This window comes from Candidatus Lokiarchaeota archaeon (assembly GCA_014730275.1).
In the GTDB taxonomy this organism is placed as follows: Archaea; Asgardarchaeota; Thorarchaeia; order Thorarchaeales; family Thorarchaeaceae; genus WJIL01.
Genome location: WJIL01000132.1, coordinates 63,856 through 83,406 on the forward strand (window position 1 = coordinate 63,856; position 19,551 = coordinate 83,406).

Sequence of the window (19,551 nt, forward strand, 5' to 3'; positions counted from 1 at the left end):
AAATGGCTACAAATTCTTCCCGAAACTTCATTCAAAAAGGTAGATTTCAGAGGGTCCTTGATGCTGTTTTCGATTTCATTTCAACTCATAGGCTGTTTATCCTAATCTTAGTCATTGCCGCCATAGTCTGGACTTGGGTCTTTAATCAGGCAATACCCTACTTCGAACAAGGTGTTAGACCATTTCGAGCAGCGTGGAACGGTGCCGGCTCAATCGATATTTTTGGTTATACGCTTCATTATGAGTTTGAAGGATGGGCCGACTATGACTACTACTATGCTACTTGGGCGAACCAGTTTCTCAAGGGCCTCATGCCGTATACTGAAAGCTTCGAGACTATTGTGGTGAGAAGTAGAGAATACGCGGTTCCTTACTTCTTTCCTCCGCTATTTCTGTACCTTTGTGTTGTGGGGGCTCTACTTCCAATTCATCCATATGGAATTGGTGCCTTGATTTCCCTGTTTGGATTCATTACTGCATTTCCGGTATATGGTATCGCCAACTACTTGGCCAATAATAGAACACGGGCCGCGCTTTCTGCCGCGGCATACTTGTTTAATCCTCTAGTGCTTTACCATACGACATTCGAGTGGCTCAATCCTGCTCCCTTTGTTTTCTTCATATTCTTGGGATTCTACTTGTTGATGAAACAGCATCGTCTTTCTGGCACTCTTGCTGTAATAACTGCCGCATTATTCAAACAAACAGCATTCTTCTTTGGACTGCCTTTGATTGCATACTTGCTGAAACGCGCCCCTGAAAGAGGGTTGGAACAACCAGAATCTGATAGTAATACTGAGGAGAATGATGAAGAGGCTGGTGATGAGCTAGATCTCTTCGGTTTTGTGAAGCTTGCACTTCTGGCAGTTGCTTATGCTTCCATCGCTTCTTTTCCGTATTTGCTTGATCCTGGCACCTATCTTGAGTATATTTTCCAGCGCGCAGGAGCTACCCTCCTTGAGGATTTATCTTCACCGCCTGCAGGAAATCAACCCATCACTTTCACTGTGCTTTTGATTGTACTAGGCGCTCCCCCTGAAATCACACAAATTGTGAATCTGATGAATTACTACTCGATAGGCCTTCTCGTAGGATTGTTGCCACTATTTGCTCTCATGCTTTTCGAGAAGAAGAATGATGATCGTCTTCGCTCCTACTGGAAGCGAATGTTCTTCCTGACGATGTTACTCATAATCTGGCTTCACTTGTGGTCTCCTCGAGGGATTTACAAGTACTATCTTATAGTTGTCATTCCCTTTCTCTGCATTTTCTCCGCATCAGATATGTGCTCAAGCAATGTTGCTATTTCGAAGTCAAGAATAATGAGCATAATCAATCCGTTGCTAATGACTATACTATTGCTGATTCCGAGCAGAAATGTCTACTTGAGCTTCCTTCTTTTGATTTTCTTGGTTTACCTGTTTCATAGACCTTTGGGCCAATTATATGGCTTTTTCAAGAATCGTCTATCTTCTTTGATACGTATTCATAGATAGTTAAGAATCCGCTTTATTCAGCTAGTTACAATAAAATTGGATTCTACTTGCTATTTGCTTCTGAAGATTCAAGCTCCCTCTGTTTCTTGTCTAATCGTTTTTCGAGTCCTTCGAGTCTTTTAGCCAGTTTCTTTGTTTGTTCTTCAAATACTTCTTTTGAGATTGCTCCGGAGGAATGCCTGTTTTCTAGATGGTCTTTCAGCTTAGTTATAGAGTCCATTTCCTTCTCGATTGATTTTATTTCGTCTTCTATAGTTTCTCTAGTGCTTGTTTCGTGGCTCTTGAATTGCTCAGTTGGTATAACCAAACCAAGCTGAGACTGTGTGGACTCCGCAAAGGACTTGAATTCCTCTCGCAGGTTCTCGATGTTTTCATTCACAGCAGAAACTCTTTCTTGTGTCTTTTCAATGGAATCCTGTAATTCAAATACAGTTGAGATGAGTCGTCTAAGTGCATTTTCGGTATCTTTTGCAATTTTCCCGTACTCACCAATTGGCTCTGATTTGGCTTTATTCATGGGCTCCTCCAGTTCTTCTCTCGCTACATCTGCCTTTAGCGGTACCTGAGCCGTCAGCCAATTGAACGCATTAACAGCGAAAGCCTTGTTCCCTTGATGCTGAATTCCCCCTCCATTTCTCCAAATCTCATAGCTGCCGATACATAATACTCTGCCTTCTCCATGTTCTGTTACTGCAGCAACTGGTTCGTTTGCCGGATCGCCTGTACCCGACGTCGTTGCAATTGGTATCGCTTCGCTTGCAGTCTGTAAACTGCACCCTGACGGATAGAGGAGTTCGTTAACATCTTTTGTGATTGGATGATCTACAACATTGTCAATTATGACCATGGTTGGTAGTCCAGCATTATTTCTGGAATCTTTGACAGCCGTGTTCTGAAAGCCTATGCCAAACTTCTGAGATAGTTTTGTCTGATTGTTCATCAGTCCTTTGTCCCCGCCCGATAACGAAAGCAGAATCAATCCACCACCATTTTCGACGAATTTTTCTAATGCGGCGATTTCTTCTCTTCTTAACTTTGAGCTATTTGGACATCCGAATACCATGACATCCGCTCGTTCTATTTCATCCGGCAGAATCATGTATTCCGTATATGGCTGAACATCGAAACCATTATCGCGCAGAAGCTTGCCGAGGTCCGAATAGGTGGAATCGAGCTTCCCGCGTTCATTTTGTGTTTCATCGAAGAAGGCAAGCTTTCTTGGACTCACTAGGCAACAACTCGCTGAGATATTTAGTTGCTTAACGTATCATGCTTGCTAATGAGACTTGTGCCGTTGTCTTTCGAATTGCTTATTTCGGTTGTTTTGAACAGGAATCATATGAATGATACTGATTGCCTATTTTGTAAGATGGTAGACGGTGAAATCCCTGCTAGCATTGTTTACGAAGATAACATATGCATGGCTTTCATGGACATATACCCCGTCGCGGAAGGTCATTGTCTGCTCATTCCGAAGAAGCATTTTGAGAATACACTGGATGCAGATCCTATGGTGATGTCTTACCTATCCGAGAAACTAATCGCACTGAATCAAAAGGTAAACCGTGTTATTGAACCAGCTGGAATTCTAAATGTGATTGCAAATGGCAGAGGGGCGGGTCAGGAAATCCCGCATTTGCATATCCACATTATTCCACGCAGACACGGTGATGAATTTGGTTTCCGGTATCCGGAAGGTTATCGTGATGAGCCAACGCCACGGGACCAACTCAACGAACTCGCTGAACAAATTGGTAACGCTTAGAGGATGTCAAGAAGATGTAGGCCTGTGGATTTGTCTTTGGCACGGAACAACTCGGAATCAAAAGCCCAGATGATAAGCTCGATAGTTGCGCCAGCTTTACAGCCCTCTGCCACATGACCGCCATAACAATTGCCTTCATGGTCGGCGGCAACCATGTGGGCATGAATGACGATTTCGTCATCGTGTCTTGCGATGTTTCCCATGCAAGAGACAACCTCTAAATCACCTTCACCAACCTCGAAGTAATTGTACTTCCTATTTTCGCGATCGAAGTAACCAAACGTAGCCTCTGAAACTGCTCCAATGAGTTTCAAAGCGCCAGCTTTGATGTTATGTTCGCGGACTACTTCCTCAATTTTCTCCAGTATGTCTTCACCAGTTTCTAGTCTGGCAACAACAATCTGATCAAGCTCTGTAGAAATCGAACCAACCATTGATTATCCCTGCTGAATAATGCAGTATACAACCAACTAATGAACCACTCGAAAACCGCGAATCCCCCTCAGCTATTAGTTGTTGGGAAGTGCTTATCAGTCTGAACCGATTTCAACATACAAGGATATTTGGGGAAACGAAGCCGATGGATGAGCAGTCAACTCTTGATGACTTCTACGAGAAAGAACCATCTGAGAGTCAGAAACCGGAGAAAGAATCAAGGAAATCGCCCAAGAAACAGAAAAAAGAACCTGTTACCGCGCTTGATGAAGAAGCTGTTGCGCTGGCAACCGAAGACAATGAATATGAATATGGCGATGACTACGAAGATGAGACCCTAATCTCAACTCTTGATATTGGTGAGCGAAAAGCCCCGGATGAATTACCCCCTTCATATCTTCTATCGATTGATTACGCAGGTGATGCTGGCAAAGCTATTTTGAAGCTATACAACCCCGAAGACGAGAAGCTGTACTTCTGGTTCGACAATACGGGTCATAAACCATATTGCTATACTGACTATACCCCCCAAGAAATCCAACGCATCGGTAGCATCGTTAACCACCATGGCTTTGTGGATGCGAAATCTGAGACCTTGCACGATTTGTTAAGAGACCAAGATTGCCAGATGACCAAGATTCTAGCAACCGATCCCCTCAGTATTGGTGGGCGTTCCGATTCGATTCGAGAATACCTGAAACGAAATGACGAGAATCATGCTTGGGAAGCTCGAATTCGCTATCACAACTCCTATACATATGATACTAAGTTCGTGCCCGGTCTTGTATACAAGATAGAAGGCGGGGATTTGATTCCGAGCCCTCCATCTCTTGATGAAACCACATTGGAGGGCTTTGAAAAGACCCTCGAAGAAGAGGCTTTGGATAGAATCTTGGACGAATATGCACCAATGTTCTTCATTGAAGTACCTGATATCCGCCGACTAGCCGTAGACATTGAAGTTTATACCCCGATTTCCAACAGAGTTCCCGATGCTTCAGCAGCAGAATACCCGGTTACAGCCATAGGTTTGTCCGATAATGAAGGCAATGAGAAGTGCTTCATACTTCGGCGGGATGTGATTCAATCGGGGGAGAAACGAGAGAACTATCCTAAGGATCTACAGCTTGTATACTTTGAAAATGAAGTTGAGATGCTCATTGAAGCATTCAAGGTAATTGATGACTATCCGGTTGTATTGACTTTTGTTGGTGATGCATTTGACCTGAATTACCTCTATCACCGTGCCAAGCGTTTTAGAATTGATATGGATAAATACTGTCCAATACACCTGGGAAGAGAAATTGCTTTGCTGGATGGAGGTATTCATGTAGATCTTTATCGATTTTTGAAGAACCCCTCAATACAGTCCTATGCCCTCTCAGGAGCTTATGATCGTAATAATCTGGAAACTATAGCTCAGGGTCTACTTGGTGTCGGCAAGCTTGAGTTATCAGACGAGATTTCGGATCTATCATATTATGAGCTTGCTCACTATTGTTGGCGAGACGCGAACATAACTCTGCGAATCACTACGTTTCAAGACGATTTGGTAATGCGGCTTATTATTCTCCTTATGCGTATTTCTAGGCTCTCGATGGAAGACCTCACCCGCTACTACATATCCACTTGGATACAATCGCTGTTTCGACAAGAGCACCGAACTCGTGAATGCATTATTCCACGAAAAGACGAAATAGAAGAAATGAAAGAGAATGTAGCCCATACTGAAGCGGTCATCAAGGACAAACGATTCAAGGGTGCCATTGTAATTGAACCTGTGGCCGGTGTTCATTTCAATGCCACAGTCCTTGACTTTGCAAGTCTATACCCCTCCATTATGAAGCGGTATAACATCAGCTATGAGACAGTTGATTGCCCACACGAGGAATGCCGAGTAGCTGATGACAACCGCGTACCAGAAACTGATCACTGGATATGCAAGAAGCGCCGAGGCATGATTAGTCAGATTATCGGTTTCTTCAGAGATACGCGTGTCAAATGGTTCAAACCCAAGAGCAGATCTGATGAAACCCCGGAAAAGCGACGCAATTGGTATACCGTGGTCGAGAAGGCTCTCAAAGTCTTTGTTAACGCAGCATACGGAGTAACGGGAGCACAGCATTTCGAGCTTTTCTGTATGCCTGCGGCTGAAAGCGTAACCGCCTATGGCCGCGACGCTATCATTCGTACCAAAGAAAAAGCCGAGTCTATGGGAGTCCAAGTTATTTACGGTGATACTGACTCGGTGTTTCTGGACAATCCATCACCTGAACAACAGCGGGAGCTCGTTCAATGGTCCAAAGAGGAACTGGGAATCGATCTTGAGGTTGAGAAGACCTACAAGTATGTAGCATTGTCTGATCGCAAGAAGAACTACATCGGCGTCTACCCTTCAGGACATGTTGATGTCAAAGGTCTTACTGGTAAGAAGCGGAATACCCCGGCGTTTGTTCAAGAAGCATTTAGGGATATGCTTGATGTTCTTAGCGAAGTTGAGAATCCCGAAGGTTTTGAAGAGGCAAAAGACGAAATCAGAGAAATCGTGAATTGTGTGATTGATCGTCTGGAAGGTAAGGCTGAAGAGTATAGCCCAGAAGAACTTGCGTTCAGAGTACAGATGACAAAGTCAATCGACGATTATGGAAAAACTACTCCCCAACACGTTCGTGCCGCCATGATGCTTAGAGATGCAGGATATGAAGTATCGTCAGGAACGATAATTGAGTATATCAAAACGAAGGATGAACAGGGAGTCATGCCTGTGCAACTAGCTAAAGACACCGCATATTGGTTGGACCAGGAGAAGTACATCGATACGCTGAGAAGTGTTTTTGAGCAGGTATTGGATTCTGTTGGTCTCGATTTTGAGGAATTACTTGGTTTTACTACGCTTGACCAGTTCTTCTGATCTATTATCTTTTCCATAATTGGTGATATGTGCAGATAAATGCGCATTTAGTCTATTCTCCCGATGGATTGTTTCTTCCGGTTGAGCTAGGAAATTCTTATAGCGTAGCGGCCAAAAGATAAAGCTGGTACCTAATATTGCATAAAGGTGGAATTGCAAATGGCTGACGACATTATCCGAGAGATGCTCATGGAGAAAGCTCTCATACTGTTCGAACCAAAGGAAATCGACACAGGAGCGAGGGAATTCATGTCCAAATATGCCTCATATATGGAGGAGGCAGCAATTACTGCGAAAGCTGCTAGTGGTCATGTGTATTATGAGAGTGACGAAGCTCCGGTAGACGATTCTATGACTGAATTCTTTGAGGAATGGATTGAGCTATCAAATGCGCTTGAAATAGATACCGTTGTTGCTATGAATTACTATGCCGACTCCAAATACGCCCAGAATCCAGAGGTTCAAACCTTGGACTCGAGTGGGAATGCTTCGCTACATCATGTCTGTCCCAACAGACGAGAAACTTGGGAATATGGTGCTGGTGTGGTGAAAGAACTAAGCGCTCTTCCTATAGATGAGATTCTTGTTCTCGGTACTGGTTATCTGAGCGAGAAATTCTGCTTCTGTGATACTTGTAGAAAGGAATTTTCATCCAAAGTTGGGATAAATCCAGAACAGCTTTCATACAAGTACCTCGCAGATCACCCGTCAGAACTTGACGCGTGGCGTGAATGGCGAAGAGAGAAATTCGTTGATGGAATCGCATCTCTGCATGAAGCTAATACTGCACCTGCACCTACTGAGGATGATGTTTCTTCACCACGGCTTTCCATCGAGGTACTGATTGATCCTAGCACAGGATTGGTTGAAGGCTCTAAGAATCATAACGGATATGATTTTTCAAGAATCAGAGATTTGACCGGGAGTATTCTTGTGAATCTGTATCCATGGTCACCTAGACTTGATTCCATTGGATCCAAAGAATACGAGAAACTTGTTGAGGCCCTGTATTTCGTTCGAGATTTTAATAGACGGGGTGGAACTGTAACCTTGTTCAGATGGGCAGTAGACGATTTACAGGAAATCCAGGCTCTGAAGACATTGGCCAACGAAGTTGGAGCAAATCGGGTAGCAGCAACCCTGGGATATCCTCCCAACTACTCGGACTATCGTGAGAATGCAATGCCTAGCTACTAGAGGAAGATAGCCTATTACTACAGGCGAGCTCCGCAATAAGGACATGTACTGGTTGAAGGCTCAACTGAACGCCCACAGGAAAAGCAAAATGCGGGGCTTGTCGCCTCGTTATGTGCTTCTTCCTTGAAGGGACTCAGGCCATCTTGTTGAAATAGAGCCCCTATTCCGTCAATAGACTCCTCGCTTTCATCTCTTATTCTCTGAATTGAACCAGAAGAAGTACTACATTGGCAACGCTCGCTACGTTCATCATCTTGGTAGGAACGCTTTGCTCCAAACTTGTCATGTTCCGTTTGTCGATTCTCTCTTCTTCTATAATCTGCATCCTCTCCCCGGGAATGGTAGTATTCCTTTCTATCATAATCATCCGAAGAACTAATCGCGCGATCCAGCTCATCAAAATCCCGTCTATAATCATCTGCTCCATATCCTCTATCGATAGCTGGTCTATTGACGGATCTCTCTCGCTCTTGCCCATACCACCGAGAAACCTCGGGAATGCCAACTGCTGCTTCCATGAAGGAGCTATGAGCATTCTTCTTGAGTTCTCTATATTGATCAGGTGTCAGACCGAGTACTTCCAATGCCCTGTCTCTTTGAGGACATCTCTTCGAGAGAGGGCAACAGAACGCAAGACTGCCATGGCAAAGAGATGCCATCGCTCTCTCTTGTCGAGACTTGAAAATGGGTGTAATTCGTTTCTTACCTAGAATCAATGAATTACCAGCGGTTCGAAGCTGAGTATATCCTGTGTTTGTAAGAGCTTCAACTACTTCTTTGGCCGGATAGGCTCTCCCTTCGATTACGACCATCCCTTCGGTCTCATCTAGTCTTACCGGACGCTGCGGTTCTTTTCTTCCGGATGCCGAGGTTCTTTCATGGTATCTCATGACGCCCATCTCATAGCTGGTCTGGTCTCTGTCAAATGGTGATTATCATACACATACAATCCTGTGTATTACTTGAAGAACACAAGCGACATTGTGCTGTAGGCGCACTATCAGCGAAAGCTATTTCTTCTATTGTTTCAGTCCAGAGCTTGGAGAGAATAATTTTGGGAACTAAGGCAAAAGGAGCCGCGCAGGCCTATACACTTCTGGGATCCACCGTACTATTCATCTTCGCCATTCAGATGTTGCTTGGCGGTATTGACGGTGCTCTAGCGGGCAACTTCGAATCAGTCATAGATGTAGTACTTGCAGTTGCATTGTTTCTAATGGTGATACTATCGATTGATGCATGTGGTTTTGTTTATTGGAAGATCCGACAAAGTGGTGCCTTACTGGCTCTATTCGGGTTCATAGCAATCATGATTGTACTTCGAAATCTCAGCTTTGATTTCTTGGGTTGGCTGCTCAATGCTGGTACGCTTGCTGGACTAATGATACTTCTAGCAGGCTTGCTGCTAATGGTCTAGAAGTGGGGGTTTACATTCAAATGGGAAGAAAATCGGATGCCCAGAAAGTTGGAGAGATACTCATCAGTCTAGGAGGTATTGTTGGCCTCCTCTTTGGTATACTCGCTTTGCTAGGTTCAAGATGGGTATTATTGCCCGACCTCCCGATTTTACAAGGTCTTGATCTTCTTATTTCGGGAATCGTATTGATTGTTCTTTCATTAGTAGTTCTCGCTACAAATGGTACGATTAAGGTAAAATCACTACGTCTAAAGAGAAACTGGGTTGTCCTCCTAATACTAGGGGTACTCATGTATGCCTTCCGCGGGAATCTTGCAGCAGTTCTCGTAATACTTGGAGCAATTCTCCTTGTCTTCTAGGTTGGTATCGTGAAGGGTGTAGACCTTTAGTTATGGTTTGACCCCACGAGGGGCCGCCATCGATAACTGTATATGTATCGATTTTTGGCTATGGAATTAGGTGGAGCCGGGACTAAAATGAATAAGGAAGGCCTTCAAATATTGAAGGAACTTGGCTTAGAAGAACTCGAAGAATCGAAGATGACGAATGAATACTGGACCCAACGGGCTTCTAAAAGCCTTGCTCTGACTACTCAACAAAGAGACGTATATGGTTGTCTCGATCACACTCGGGGCAGTGGGCTACAAATCTATGATATCGAAGGCACAGAGTACCTTGACGTTACAGGCGGAGTTGCGGTAAGGGCATTAGGTCTCAGATTCAAGCCGCTTCTTGATTTTGAGGCGAGAATAAACGATGTGATTCATGAGCTACCGGGGATGGATTTCGATGCTATCCCTCAAACGCTTCTTGCCGAGGCTATTGCTGATACGGTGCCAGGTAAACGTAAGAAACGCGTTGTATTCACAACTTCAGGCGGTCGCGCAGTTGAGGGCTGTATGAAATCAGCAATGGATTTATCACGAAAACAACGCTTTGTTGGCTTCAGGCCTGCTTTTCATGGTCGTACCGGTTATGCTTTGTCATTGACAGCATCCAACAGTACCCACAAGAGCGGCTTTCCACAAGGTGTGGATGTCATTCGAGTAGCGTATCCTTATTGTTACAGATGCCCTTATGGCCAAAACGTTGAGGATTGCAATGTTGAATGTGTTGAAGCACTTAGATATGCTCTGGAAGTAGAGGGGAATGATATCGCAGCAACAGTGATGGAACCCCTTTGCGGAGAAGGTGGACTGATTTTGCCACCAGCTAAAGCTGTCAAGGGAATGTTTGAGGTTACCAAGGAGAATGGAGGGTACTTCATCTCTGACGAAATCCAAGCTGGAATGGGTAGAACAGGCAACTGGTGTGCAATCGAACTCCATGATGTTATTCCTGATTACGTAGCACTTGCAAAGGCTCTTGGCGGTGGATACCCAATGGGTGCCTCTGTAGGACCCTCACCAATGTACTCAGGCCGGGCTCGTCATTCTGAGACATTCTCTGCAGAGCCAAAGATGGCATTGATTTCTCTATGGCTGCTGAAGTACTTAGAGGAACATAACTACCTGGAGAAGAATGCCAAGAAAGGCGAGTATCTTTTGGAACGTCTGCACGAACTGAAGGACAAACATGATGTTGTTGGAGATGTTCGTGGGGCTGGTCTAATGGTAGGGCTTGAATTTGTAAAAGATAGAAGGTCAAAGGAAAAGGCCCCAGGTTTGAGAAACCAGATTATCAAGAACGCCGTCAAGAAACAGAAGCTTTGGATTTTGGGGTCCGGCCAGAACTGCATCCGCTTGACTCCAAGCTATGTAATCACTGAAGATGAAATGGATGATGCGGTGGATCGCCTAGACAAGGCAATATCCGAATCAACGTAAACCCGGCCTCACTCTATCTATGACGCAGGAAGAAAGGGGATTGTTCCATATCACGGAATAGTCCCATTTTCTTCATACTGTTTCGTCAATTCGAACCGAAGAGCTAGCTAGAAGCCCAAAAGCCAAGGAATATGTATATGGCGATGATGTTTCTTAGATGAGGAACGACATGCCAGATGGGAGAGAAGAACATCCGGCTAAGAAGGATGCAGGGAATAGTGGAAACAAACCTGAATTCGTAACAGAGTTTCCTGAAGATGATCTAGAACCGGGAGAAAGACTTGATGTATCATTGAGAAATCTTGTTGATTTTCCCTCAACAGGGTATGCAACTTTTGGTATATACAACTATCCGGCAAAATTCATTCCACAAGTACCTGCATATGTATTGGAAAGGTATGCACAATCGAACATGACTGTGTTTGATCCGTTTGCAGGATGTGGAACAACCGGGCTTGTAGCGCGTCTGTATGGGCTTGAGTATGAGCTATGGGATTTGAATCCAATTCTAGACTTGTTGCATAGAGTCGCAATAGCACCTCCCGAATCTTATGATGTTGATGATTTGATGGAACGTCTTTCCGCTGATGAGGCCATGTACAACCCGAAATGGGGCAATTATGACTATTGGTTTGCTGATCCATTCAAGGCATTCCTACAGCAGGTTTGGGGGAGCTATCATGCCATTGATGAAAAAGAAATAAGGAACGTGCTTGCTGTTCCGCTATTGAAAGTCAGCAGGCATTTTTCCTATGATGACATGGGCCGAATGAAGCTGTCCAAATCTCCAAAATCAGAGAAACGAGTTGGAGATATTCTCAAGAAGGACTGGAAGACTCTTTTCTATTCAATGCTGAAGGATGAAATAACAGATTTACTTGAACGGCAAGAAGAATACTATTCGCTTAGGCCCAAGGATGTAGATTCTACTATCCATGCCGGCATCGATTCTCTAACTTCTGATCTTCGCGATAATCGCGATATTCTTGTCACATCTCCTCCGTATATGCAATCCCAGGAATACATGCGGCAGGCTAAGATGGACCTCTTCTGGCTAGGTTACTCAGATGAAGAAGTTCGAGCACTCAGTAGAATGGAGATTCCGTACCGCGATGTTTCAAAAACCGAAATCCACTCTGAAACTTATAGACGAATGAGAAAGAGTGTTGAAGAAGATCATATTCAGGAAGTCTATGATAATTACTTCAGGGGTATCACGAAGGCCCTTCAACGCCTGTCTGAAGATGTTGATCATTGTCTGTTCTTTTTTGTGGGTCGGCCCAGCATGCGAGGCCGCCCAGTTCCAATCGATATCATATTACAGGAACACTTCACTGAACTCGGCTGGAAACACGAAGGCACTCTTGTTGATACTATCGTCTCTAGACGGATGTTTTCATATGGCGTAAACCCAGCCACAAACATGAAGGACAACCGTAGTTCAGAAGAAAGCCTTGTGATTCTGAAACGGAACTAACGCAATATTCTCGGGTGGAAAACTTCTCTGGTTGAACTCCTCTCTAACTGTTTTCAGCTTCCCGCTGTCGTCATAATAACCCTTATGTGCGTCCTTCGGTACGCTTGACAAAAGAAAACGGAGGCAAAAGTGTATATGGCAACAGCAATCAGGTGGGATCGCGTTTGCCAGGCGCTCATTCTTAGAACTACCTCCTTCCGCTAAACTTCTCTATGTGTTGCTAAAGAACAAGCGACGCATGTCACGTCAGGCTATTATTGAAGAGAGTTTTCTGCCCCCTCGTACTGTTAACTATGGTCTGAATAGGCTCAAACAGCTCGGGCTTGTTGATGACGAGGAGCATGCTGATGATGCGCGGAAGGTAGTATATGAGCTCCTTGCAGCCCCGATGTAATCTGAAAACAACAGGCGGGAGTGCATCTCCCGCTCCAAAACCCTCATAACCTTATGAGAACCGAGAACTCTTGTTGAGAAGGAGCTCCCCCTATGGATATTTACAGCAAGTATGGTGTGAGTGACATTGACGATTGGCAACGTACCCATTTCTCAAAAGAGATACAACCCGGGACCGAAGGTAAAGAAGTTACCCTCTTTGGATGGGTGCATATTCTACGTGACAAGGGTAGCATCAAGTTTCTCATACTCCGAGATGAGAAGGGTACTGTTCAAGTCACGCTTCCAAAGAAGAAGGTTCCAGCTGATGTATTCAAGCTCTCCGAGGACCTGAAGTCCGAATATGCAATTGCTGTCAAGGGGGAAGTTGTGGAAGCCCCCCAAGTTGAAACTGGTGTGGAAGTCATCCCGAATGAAATCCGTGTTATCAACAAAGCTGAACGCATTCCCATAGACGTTGTTGAAGGCAAAGTAGACATAGATTTGGATACCCGGCTAAATAATCGCATACTTGACCTACGGAAACCCCGTCTTAACTCGATGTTCAGGCTACAGCATAGCATTGTAAGATTCTGTCGTGAATACCTCGAAAAAAATGACTTCATGGAAATACACACACCAAAAATAGTGGCTTCAGCAACCGAAAGCGGTGCCACCCTTTTCGAAGTCAAGTATTTTGATCGTCCTGCGTTTCTAGCTCAAAGCCCTCAGTTCTACAAGCAACTGATGTTGCTTGCCGGGTTTGGGAAGGTCTTCGAGATTGGTCCTGTATTCCGGGCTGAGAAACACAATACCATTCGTCATATCAATGAATACACTTCCTTTGACATTGAGATGGCATGGATTCGCGATATGGATGATATCATGAAATTAGAGGAACGTATGCTTCATTATGCCTTTGCTAAGGCTCGTGAACGGTTTCTAGAGGATAAAAAGGCATTCGACGTAGATCTACACGTGCCTAAAATCCCATTTCCGCGGGTGAAGTATGAGGAAGTAGTGAATATTCTCAATGAGGAAGGAAAGGATTTTCCCTTCGGGGAGGACTTAGATCCTGAAAGCGAGCGGATGCTCGGGGAGATTTTTCCCAAGCGATTGGGCTCAAACTTCGTTTTCATAACGCATTATCCCTCAGAGCTACGACCTGCATACACTATGCCAAGCATGAGTGAACCCGGTCTCACAGAAAGCTTTGATTTGACCTACAAAGGAATGGAAATTACAACAGGTGGCCAGCGAATCCATATCTATGACCTTCTGGTGGAGAGATTCGAAGAAAAGGGACTTAATCCTGAAGAATTTGAATTCTATATGGAGCCGTTCAAGTACGGTGCCCCTCCACATGGTGGCCTTGGTCTTGGTGTTGAACGGCTAACCATGCAGCTTCTGGATTTGGATAACATACGAGAAGCCGCTCTCTTACCTCGAGATCGCGATCGTCTCACACCATAGAGATAACTCAAGTAATACTCTCTCTTAAAGAGCGGGTTTCTATCTCTGTATTCGTTAGATGCATTGAGACATTCCGGATAGTGATGGCTTGCCAATGGAGTTCCACGTAGAATCAGAATTATACGCTTCAATAGCTACCCTCGATCAGTTAAAGAAGATGTATGATATGGGTGTGGTGGGTGTGCGTTCCTATCGTCGCGAATCTGAGGCCTTAATGATGGATGTCAAGTCTAACATAGAACGCATGCGCCATCAAGGGCGAGATGTGCAGGATTTCATGTATGGTGAACGCATTCTGGATCGATTTCCAGATGCTGCCGAGCTACTACAGTTCTTCTCCGAAGGTTCGAATGGCCCCCCGGGGGGAATGACGGAGGATGAATACTACGATCAAATAGGCTTAGCTGTTCTTGATGTGGTCACCGCAAATGCATCGAAAGGTTTGATGGGCCTCGCAGAATTGATTGTGCGGGTTGTCCGCAGACTTCCAGAACTGAATTCAGTCAGCTATAATGATGTTATTGAGTCTGTTAATCGTGTTGCTGAACACGGTCTTCTTCCTGGAATTAGAACACTCCGCGGTGGAGTGAAGGTTGTGGAACTGCGTCCGTTGGAGCTACGAGGGGATCAAGCGGAGGTCATCAATTTGGCTGCTGCAAACGGTTATGTTACCCTTGAGCAAGTCATGATGGAGCTTCGATGGTCGGAAGACCACGCACGTCAGGTTCTGGGTAGTCTCGTAGAGGCTGGAATTGCCGTCGCAGATATCAAGTTCAGTAGTGGCGGGAAGTACTACTTTCCCGGACTCCGCTCGGATTCCGACCATGATAGTGGCAGAAAAGCCGGTTAGATTTTCACCTTGATTGTAGCGCGCTCTTTGTCAACCCATTCTGCTCTTCCGGTTTGAACTATTAGCTCTAGAATATCTCTGATGATTTCCTGTGGTAAGCCACCAAAATCGAATTCTTCTTGTATCACCAAGCTCCTAAGGTCCAGATATCTCGTTCCTCTCTCCAAAGCCCACTGATAAAGATCATCAGCCATTTCGATTTTGGATTTCCATATCAGTCTTAGCTTCTTTCTTTGCTCATCTATCCACTCAGCTAATCCTTGTTGCACCATTGTTTCAGCTATCTCAGAGAATGCCTCTCTTTTGTTACGCATTTCGCAATATGGGGGTTCTCTGATGAATGTCGAGAACGAGAAGACATGCTGTTTGTTATGATATGCCCACTCTATCAAAAAATCATGCCATTCTTTGGTCCATTTTCTAATTCCTTCTTCGGTTGCAGGCACAAAATACATCCAAGGAGATTGCTCAGAGCTCCCCCATTCGGGCATGAATGTCCTCAGGACTTGAATCTGTTCACTAACCTTAATTTCCTGTTCCTTACGGGATTGACCTCTTACAGTCTCTTTCTGTTGCTTCTCGGTTTTCTTATCCAAAACCTGGGAGGATTCAGTAGTTTCTTGCTCCTTCTCTTTGACAGTTGTCTTTTTAGCCTCTTCCTCTTTTCTCTCTCTTATTTTCTCTCTGACAGTCACCGGCTGTAATCCTCCGCCCATGTGGAGTATTTCTGGAGATGATTTTGTTTTGCGGTTGGTTTAATTGTTTCAAGCGCTTTGATGAAATCTTGTCGTTTTACACACCGGATTTCGGTTATGGCGTCTTCCTGCTCAAGCTTGCCTTCGCGTTTGAGATCTCTTATTGGCTCCATTGAGGCTTCTCTGCAGACCACACTGATATCTCGACCGCTGAACCCATCTGTTAATTCTGCTAATTCCGAGAATTCTACATCTGATGCAACTTCAATGTCTTCCATGTGAACGTGAAATATCCGTTCTCTAGCTCGTTCGTCTGGAAGTGGAACTAGTATTCTTTTTTCAAATCTTGATAGGAGTGCAAAGTCAATTTCCCACGGAAGATTCGTAGCACCTATGAGTGTTACACGTTCATTGATATCGCTGGAAAGCCCCTGCAATTCAGTGAGCAACTGTGTCTTGAGCCTTCTTTCTCCGCCCAAGTCGTTTGCGCTTCGTGACACGCCTATGGAATCTAGTTCGTCGAGAAAGATGACAGAAGGTTGATGTTCTCTGGCCATTTCGAAGAGCGTCATTACCAAGCGTTCTGATTCTCCTAGCCACTTGCTTACCATATTTCCCGCAGAGACATTGAAGAAAGTGGCCTCGGCTTCTGTTGCTACCGCCTTGGCTATCAAGGTCTTACCACATCCTGCAGGTCCATAGAGTAGAATTCCCTTCCAAGGTTGTCTTGCTTTTCCCTTGAATAGCTCAGGATGCTTTATTGGCGTAACAACCGCATCGTGAATGGTATTTTTCACTTCGTCGAGACCCGCGACATCCGACATTCTCACGTTGGGCTTTCTGGTTGTTATAGTCCTCTTTATCATATCCTGAAGTTTTGCCCTTTCCTGATCGTCTTCTGTGGATGCACTTGTTGCCCTCTTTCTACTATCAAACTCGCTGTTCTTCTCCTGATGTGATATGGTCCGCACTTCCTGCTCTCCGGAAGGCTCACTAATACCCGAAATCTCTCGTACCCGTTTTACACATTCCTGAGCTCGTTCGTAGTAGTGTTTACGAATACTAGGAAGAGAAGCTGCTTTCGCAAGCTTGAGAAGAATTTTGCTACCGCTCAGGTAGTATTCACTTGCTTCCTTGACCATGCCTTTGGCATCTAGATCTACTGCGGTCTCAAGCAATTCCTTGAGATTCTCATCTATATTGCTTACAGCACTTGGCATACGAACTCAATGGGTGATTAGTTTGAACCTATTAAGAAGGTGTGTGTTTTCTTGCTGTCACCGCCGTTTGAGGTGTTACATGGTTCTAAAAATGATTAATCGCACCCCTCTGTGATAGCTATGGTAAGAGTTCTCGATTCACTTAGGAAAGCATTATCGTGGGGCCGGCACAAGCCGAATATTGCAGAGGTCAAAAGTGATCTTCGGGTGATGGCCAAACAGCTTGAGCGACAGAGAAACAAACTGGAGATAGAGGAACGAGAGACAAGAGCTAGAGCTATCAAAGCCCGGAAAGAAGGGAGAACCCCAGCTTATAGAACATATACAAAAGAAATGGTGCGTTTTCGACGATATATTCTCTCTATCGAGAAGTCCCGAATGCAGATGCTCCGTCTTCTTGCACACGTTACACGAGCACAGACCAATGCAAAGGCCAATCATGCATTGGCTGATGTTTCAAAGGTGCTTAGTGTATTGGGAGATGCATCTGACATAACTAGTGTTATAGATCATGCGGATGAAATATCAAGAAGAATAGAGGAATACGAAATTGAAGCGCAGATTTCTGAAGATGCCCTTGCTGTTTCAGTAGGGGGATCTGAGGGTTCAGATGAATTGGCAGCGGCATTCGATGAAATAGACCATGCGGCCGGTATTGAAGGATCAAGCACTACTTCGAGGGAAGCAACTGAGCTTGATCGGCTGGAGAGAGACATCAGCTCACTTGAAAATGAACTCGGAGTATGATTCACCAATTGAAAAAGTCTCTATGTGAATCCCGGGAATTTAATCGATGTCTATTCTCATAGGCTTGGCGCATGAGACTGCGATATCTTCGTATAAAGTCCTCTGGAACTATCTGGCCATTTCGTAGCATTCTGATAGTTTCGCGTATTTCTTCATTGAAATTTTTACGATTGGTATCATACCTTTCTCTTTCTTGATTCCTTCCAGGTGTATGATAATGGTCCCGTATGTCTCTAAACAAACCATCGGTTTCTCTTGAATCATTCCCACCAATAGGGCCGGGATTTCGGCGTTTCTGATAATTATCACGGCTTGGACGAATATCGGGTGAAATATGTGTCCTTTTCCCCAGATTGTTTTCACCCCCAGTTTTTCGCTGTTTTTCTCTCCTCCCAGAAAGGAGCTGGTATACAAGCCTTTCAATCTGGAGTCTCACTTCGCCAGAATTGGTTTTCTGTTGCTCTAATTTCCGCACGCGTTCCAAGTCCGTTTGTACATACTTGTCAAATTGCTTTGCTATCTGAATATAGTCCGGAAGGACTTTCTCAGTTTGCTCTGAACAATCGAGCTTTAAATCACCCTGTTTGAACTTCATCACCATTCTTTTTCTTATTCGCCCCTCTTCAGAGAAGCCTGTATGATAGACAAGAGGAAAATCGAAAATGACTTCCATACTCTTACGAATATGACCAGTCTCGGCAATGAACACAAGACGCTTATTGGTGATATATAGGGTACCACATGCTTTGTCATTCTTGAGAAAGTCACTACCAGCTAACTTGATTTCAGGAAGTGCACATACTGGTAATTCTTTGACTGAAAACTCTGCATTCTCATAGAAGCCGCTGAATCTCTTTCTGTAATAGTTAAGACCGTCTATTTGTGTCTTTACGTCATTCAATATACTCCTTACTTGGCCCAAAGCTTCGTCTACTCGGTTCTTGTAGCGCGATCCCAACTCTCTGATTCTATTGCTCACTCCATCGATAAACGAGAACTGGGAGGGATTCCATCTCTCTGATGTCATCAACCCCTTAGTTTCTGCTGCTATCTGTTTTGCAACCATTTCAGCATTGTTTCCGATTCTCTTTTTTATTGCAGGCATTTCCTCGTGAATCTGTTCAATTTTGCTTTCAAGCCACTTGTAATGTAGGAAATTTGACATGCGGAGAGAAACAAGTTCTCTCTTGATTTTGTCCAGTTCATTTCCGAATTCACGGAGTTTGGTGTGGCCATACTGTAGGCTCATAATCGATTTTCGTATTTCTCTGGATAGTTCACCTCGCCTTTTCTCAATAAGAATAAGGCGGGTTGAATGACAGTTGGGACATCGCTCAATTTTTCTTGTTCCCTTGTTTAGCTTGTCAGAGCCACATTCTGGACACTCGCTAGGATTTTCTTCAAAATTGTTGCTGTCTGTGGTGTGGTGGCAATTGCTACATACCATGTATTCTGCACTATCAATTTCAATACAATCAGCACAGATAGCTTCTCCACAATCCCTGCACATGTGAGTGGCTTCTGCAGTACTGCAATTCTCGCAACTATCTGATTCTCTTTTTAGATTCAATATATGGCCTCCATGGTCATGTAGCATTGTTATTGGGTGATGAATACAAGAAATACCGTTGTATCACGAGAGTAATAGCCGGTGTGAGGCTGCTGCGCCA

18 protein-coding genes are annotated in these 19,551 nt (G+C 44.5%); 12 read left to right on the plus strand and 6 right to left on the minus strand.

The window, feature by feature from the left end; genetic code table 11:
* The first annotated feature begins 2 nt into the window (after positions 1-2).
* The gene (locus GF309_14520; GenBank protein MBD3159991.1) at positions 3-1,496 is read left to right on the plus strand and encodes a hypothetical protein; all 1,494 of its coding nucleotides are present in this window, start codon (positions 3-5) and stop codon (positions 1,494-1,496) included.
* Between the two features lie 43 nt (positions 1,497-1,539).
* Here GF309_14520 and GF309_14525 read toward each other — a convergent pair whose 3' ends face one another.
* Positions 1,540-2,724 carry a hypothetical protein gene (locus GF309_14525; GenBank protein MBD3159992.1) on the minus strand — a complete coding sequence of 395 codons (1,185 nt, stop codon included), beginning with the start codon at positions 2,722-2,724 and terminating at the stop codon, positions 1,540-1,542.
* 51 nt (positions 2,725-2,775) lie between these two features.
* Here GF309_14525 and GF309_14530 point away from each other — a divergent pair, with 51 nt between their 5' ends.
* Positions 2,776-3,261, plus strand: coding sequence for an HIT domain-containing protein (locus tag GF309_14530; GenBank protein MBD3159993.1), 486 nt, complete (start codon positions 2,776-2,778; stop codon positions 3,259-3,261).
* Here GF309_14530 and GF309_14535 read toward each other — a convergent pair.
* Positions 3,258-3,695, minus strand: coding sequence for a DUF296 domain-containing protein (locus GF309_14535; GenBank protein ID MBD3159994.1), 438 nt, complete (start codon positions 3,693-3,695; stop codon positions 3,258-3,260). The genes GF309_14530 and GF309_14535 overlap by 4 nt on opposite strands.
* Positions 3,696-3,841: 146 nt before the next feature.
* Here GF309_14535 and GF309_14540 point away from each other — a divergent pair, with 146 nt between their 5' ends.
* Both GF309_14540 and GF309_14545 read left to right on the plus strand, forming a co-directional pair.
* On the plus strand, positions 3,842-6,607 hold the full coding sequence (locus GF309_14540; protein MBD3159995.1) for a DNA-directed DNA polymerase I: 2,766 nt from the start codon (positions 3,842-3,844) through the stop codon (positions 6,605-6,607).
* A gap of 159 nt (positions 6,608-6,766) precedes the next feature.
* The gene (locus GF309_14545; GenBank protein ID MBD3159996.1) at positions 6,767-7,804 is read left to right on the plus strand and encodes a hypothetical protein; all 1,038 of its coding nucleotides are present in this window, start codon (positions 6,767-6,769) and stop codon (positions 7,802-7,804) included.
* A gap of 17 nt (positions 7,805-7,821) precedes the next feature.
* Here the strand turns inward: GF309_14545 and GF309_14550 are convergent, their stop codons facing one another.
* Positions 7,822-8,694, minus strand: a complete 873-nt coding sequence (locus GF309_14550) for a hypothetical protein (GenBank protein ID MBD3159997.1) — start codon at positions 8,692-8,694, stop codon at positions 7,822-7,824.
* Positions 8,695-8,858: 164 nt separating this feature from the next.
* Here GF309_14550 and GF309_14555 point away from each other — a divergent pair, with 164 nt between their 5' ends.
* From GF309_14555 to GF309_14585, 7 genes are all read left to right on the plus strand, one after another.
* A complete protein-coding gene (locus tag GF309_14555; protein MBD3159998.1) occupies positions 8,859-9,221 on the plus strand; it encodes a hypothetical protein in 363 nt (120 codons plus the stop codon).
* Between the two features lie 20 nt (positions 9,222-9,241).
* Positions 9,242-9,580, plus strand: coding sequence for a hypothetical protein (locus GF309_14560; GenBank protein ID MBD3159999.1), 339 nt, complete (start codon positions 9,242-9,244; stop codon positions 9,578-9,580).
* Between the two features lie 72 nt (positions 9,581-9,652).
* On the plus strand, positions 9,653-11,047 hold the full coding sequence (locus GF309_14565; GenBank protein MBD3160000.1) for an aminotransferase class III-fold pyridoxal phosphate-dependent enzyme: 1,395 nt from the start codon (positions 9,653-9,655) through the stop codon (positions 11,045-11,047).
* Between the two features lie 157 nt (positions 11,048-11,204).
* Positions 11,205-12,524 carry a hypothetical protein gene (locus GF309_14570; GenBank protein ID MBD3160001.1) on the plus strand — a complete coding sequence of 440 codons (1,320 nt, stop codon included), beginning with the start codon at positions 11,205-11,207 and terminating at the stop codon, positions 12,522-12,524.
* Positions 12,525-12,762: 238 nt separating this feature from the next.
* A complete protein-coding gene (locus GF309_14575) occupies positions 12,763-12,918 on the plus strand; it encodes a hypothetical protein (protein MBD3160002.1) in 156 nt (51 codons plus the stop codon).
* A 92-nt stretch (positions 12,919-13,010) separates the two neighbouring features.
* Positions 13,011-14,369, plus strand: a complete 1,359-nt coding sequence (aspS, locus tag GF309_14580; protein ID MBD3160003.1) for an aspartate--tRNA(Asn) ligase — start codon at positions 13,011-13,013, stop codon at positions 14,367-14,369.
* A gap of 94 nt (positions 14,370-14,463) precedes the next feature.
* Positions 14,464-15,219 (plus strand): hypothetical protein, encoded by a 756-nt coding sequence (locus tag GF309_14585; protein ID MBD3160004.1) that lies wholly within the window; start codon positions 14,464-14,466, stop codon positions 15,217-15,219.
* Here the strand turns inward: GF309_14585 and GF309_14590 are convergent.
* Together GF309_14590 and GF309_14595 are read right to left on the minus strand one after the other, a co-directional pair.
* On the minus strand, positions 15,216-15,935 hold the full coding sequence (locus GF309_14590) for a hypothetical protein (GenBank protein ID MBD3160005.1): 720 nt from the start codon (positions 15,933-15,935) through the stop codon (positions 15,216-15,218). The two genes, GF309_14585 and GF309_14590, sit on opposite strands and share 4 nt — an antisense overlap.
* Positions 15,911-17,134 (minus strand): AAA family ATPase, encoded by a 1,224-nt coding sequence (locus GF309_14595; protein ID MBD3160006.1) that lies wholly within the window; start codon positions 17,132-17,134, stop codon positions 15,911-15,913. The genes GF309_14590 and GF309_14595 overlap by 25 nt, the downstream gene beginning before the upstream one ends.
* Before the next feature lie 120 nt (positions 17,135-17,254).
* Here GF309_14595 and GF309_14600 point away from each other — a divergent pair, with 120 nt between their 5' ends.
* Entirely contained in the window at positions 17,255-17,881 is a 627-nt protein-coding gene (locus GF309_14600; protein ID MBD3160007.1) for a hypothetical protein, read from the plus strand.
* Position 17,882: 1 nt separating this feature from the next.
* Here the strand turns inward: GF309_14600 and GF309_14605 are convergent, their stop codons facing one another.
* Entirely contained in the window at positions 17,883-19,451 is a 1,569-nt protein-coding gene (locus GF309_14605; GenBank protein MBD3160008.1) for a hypothetical protein, read from the minus strand.
* Positions 19,452-19,551 lie beyond the last annotated feature (100 nt).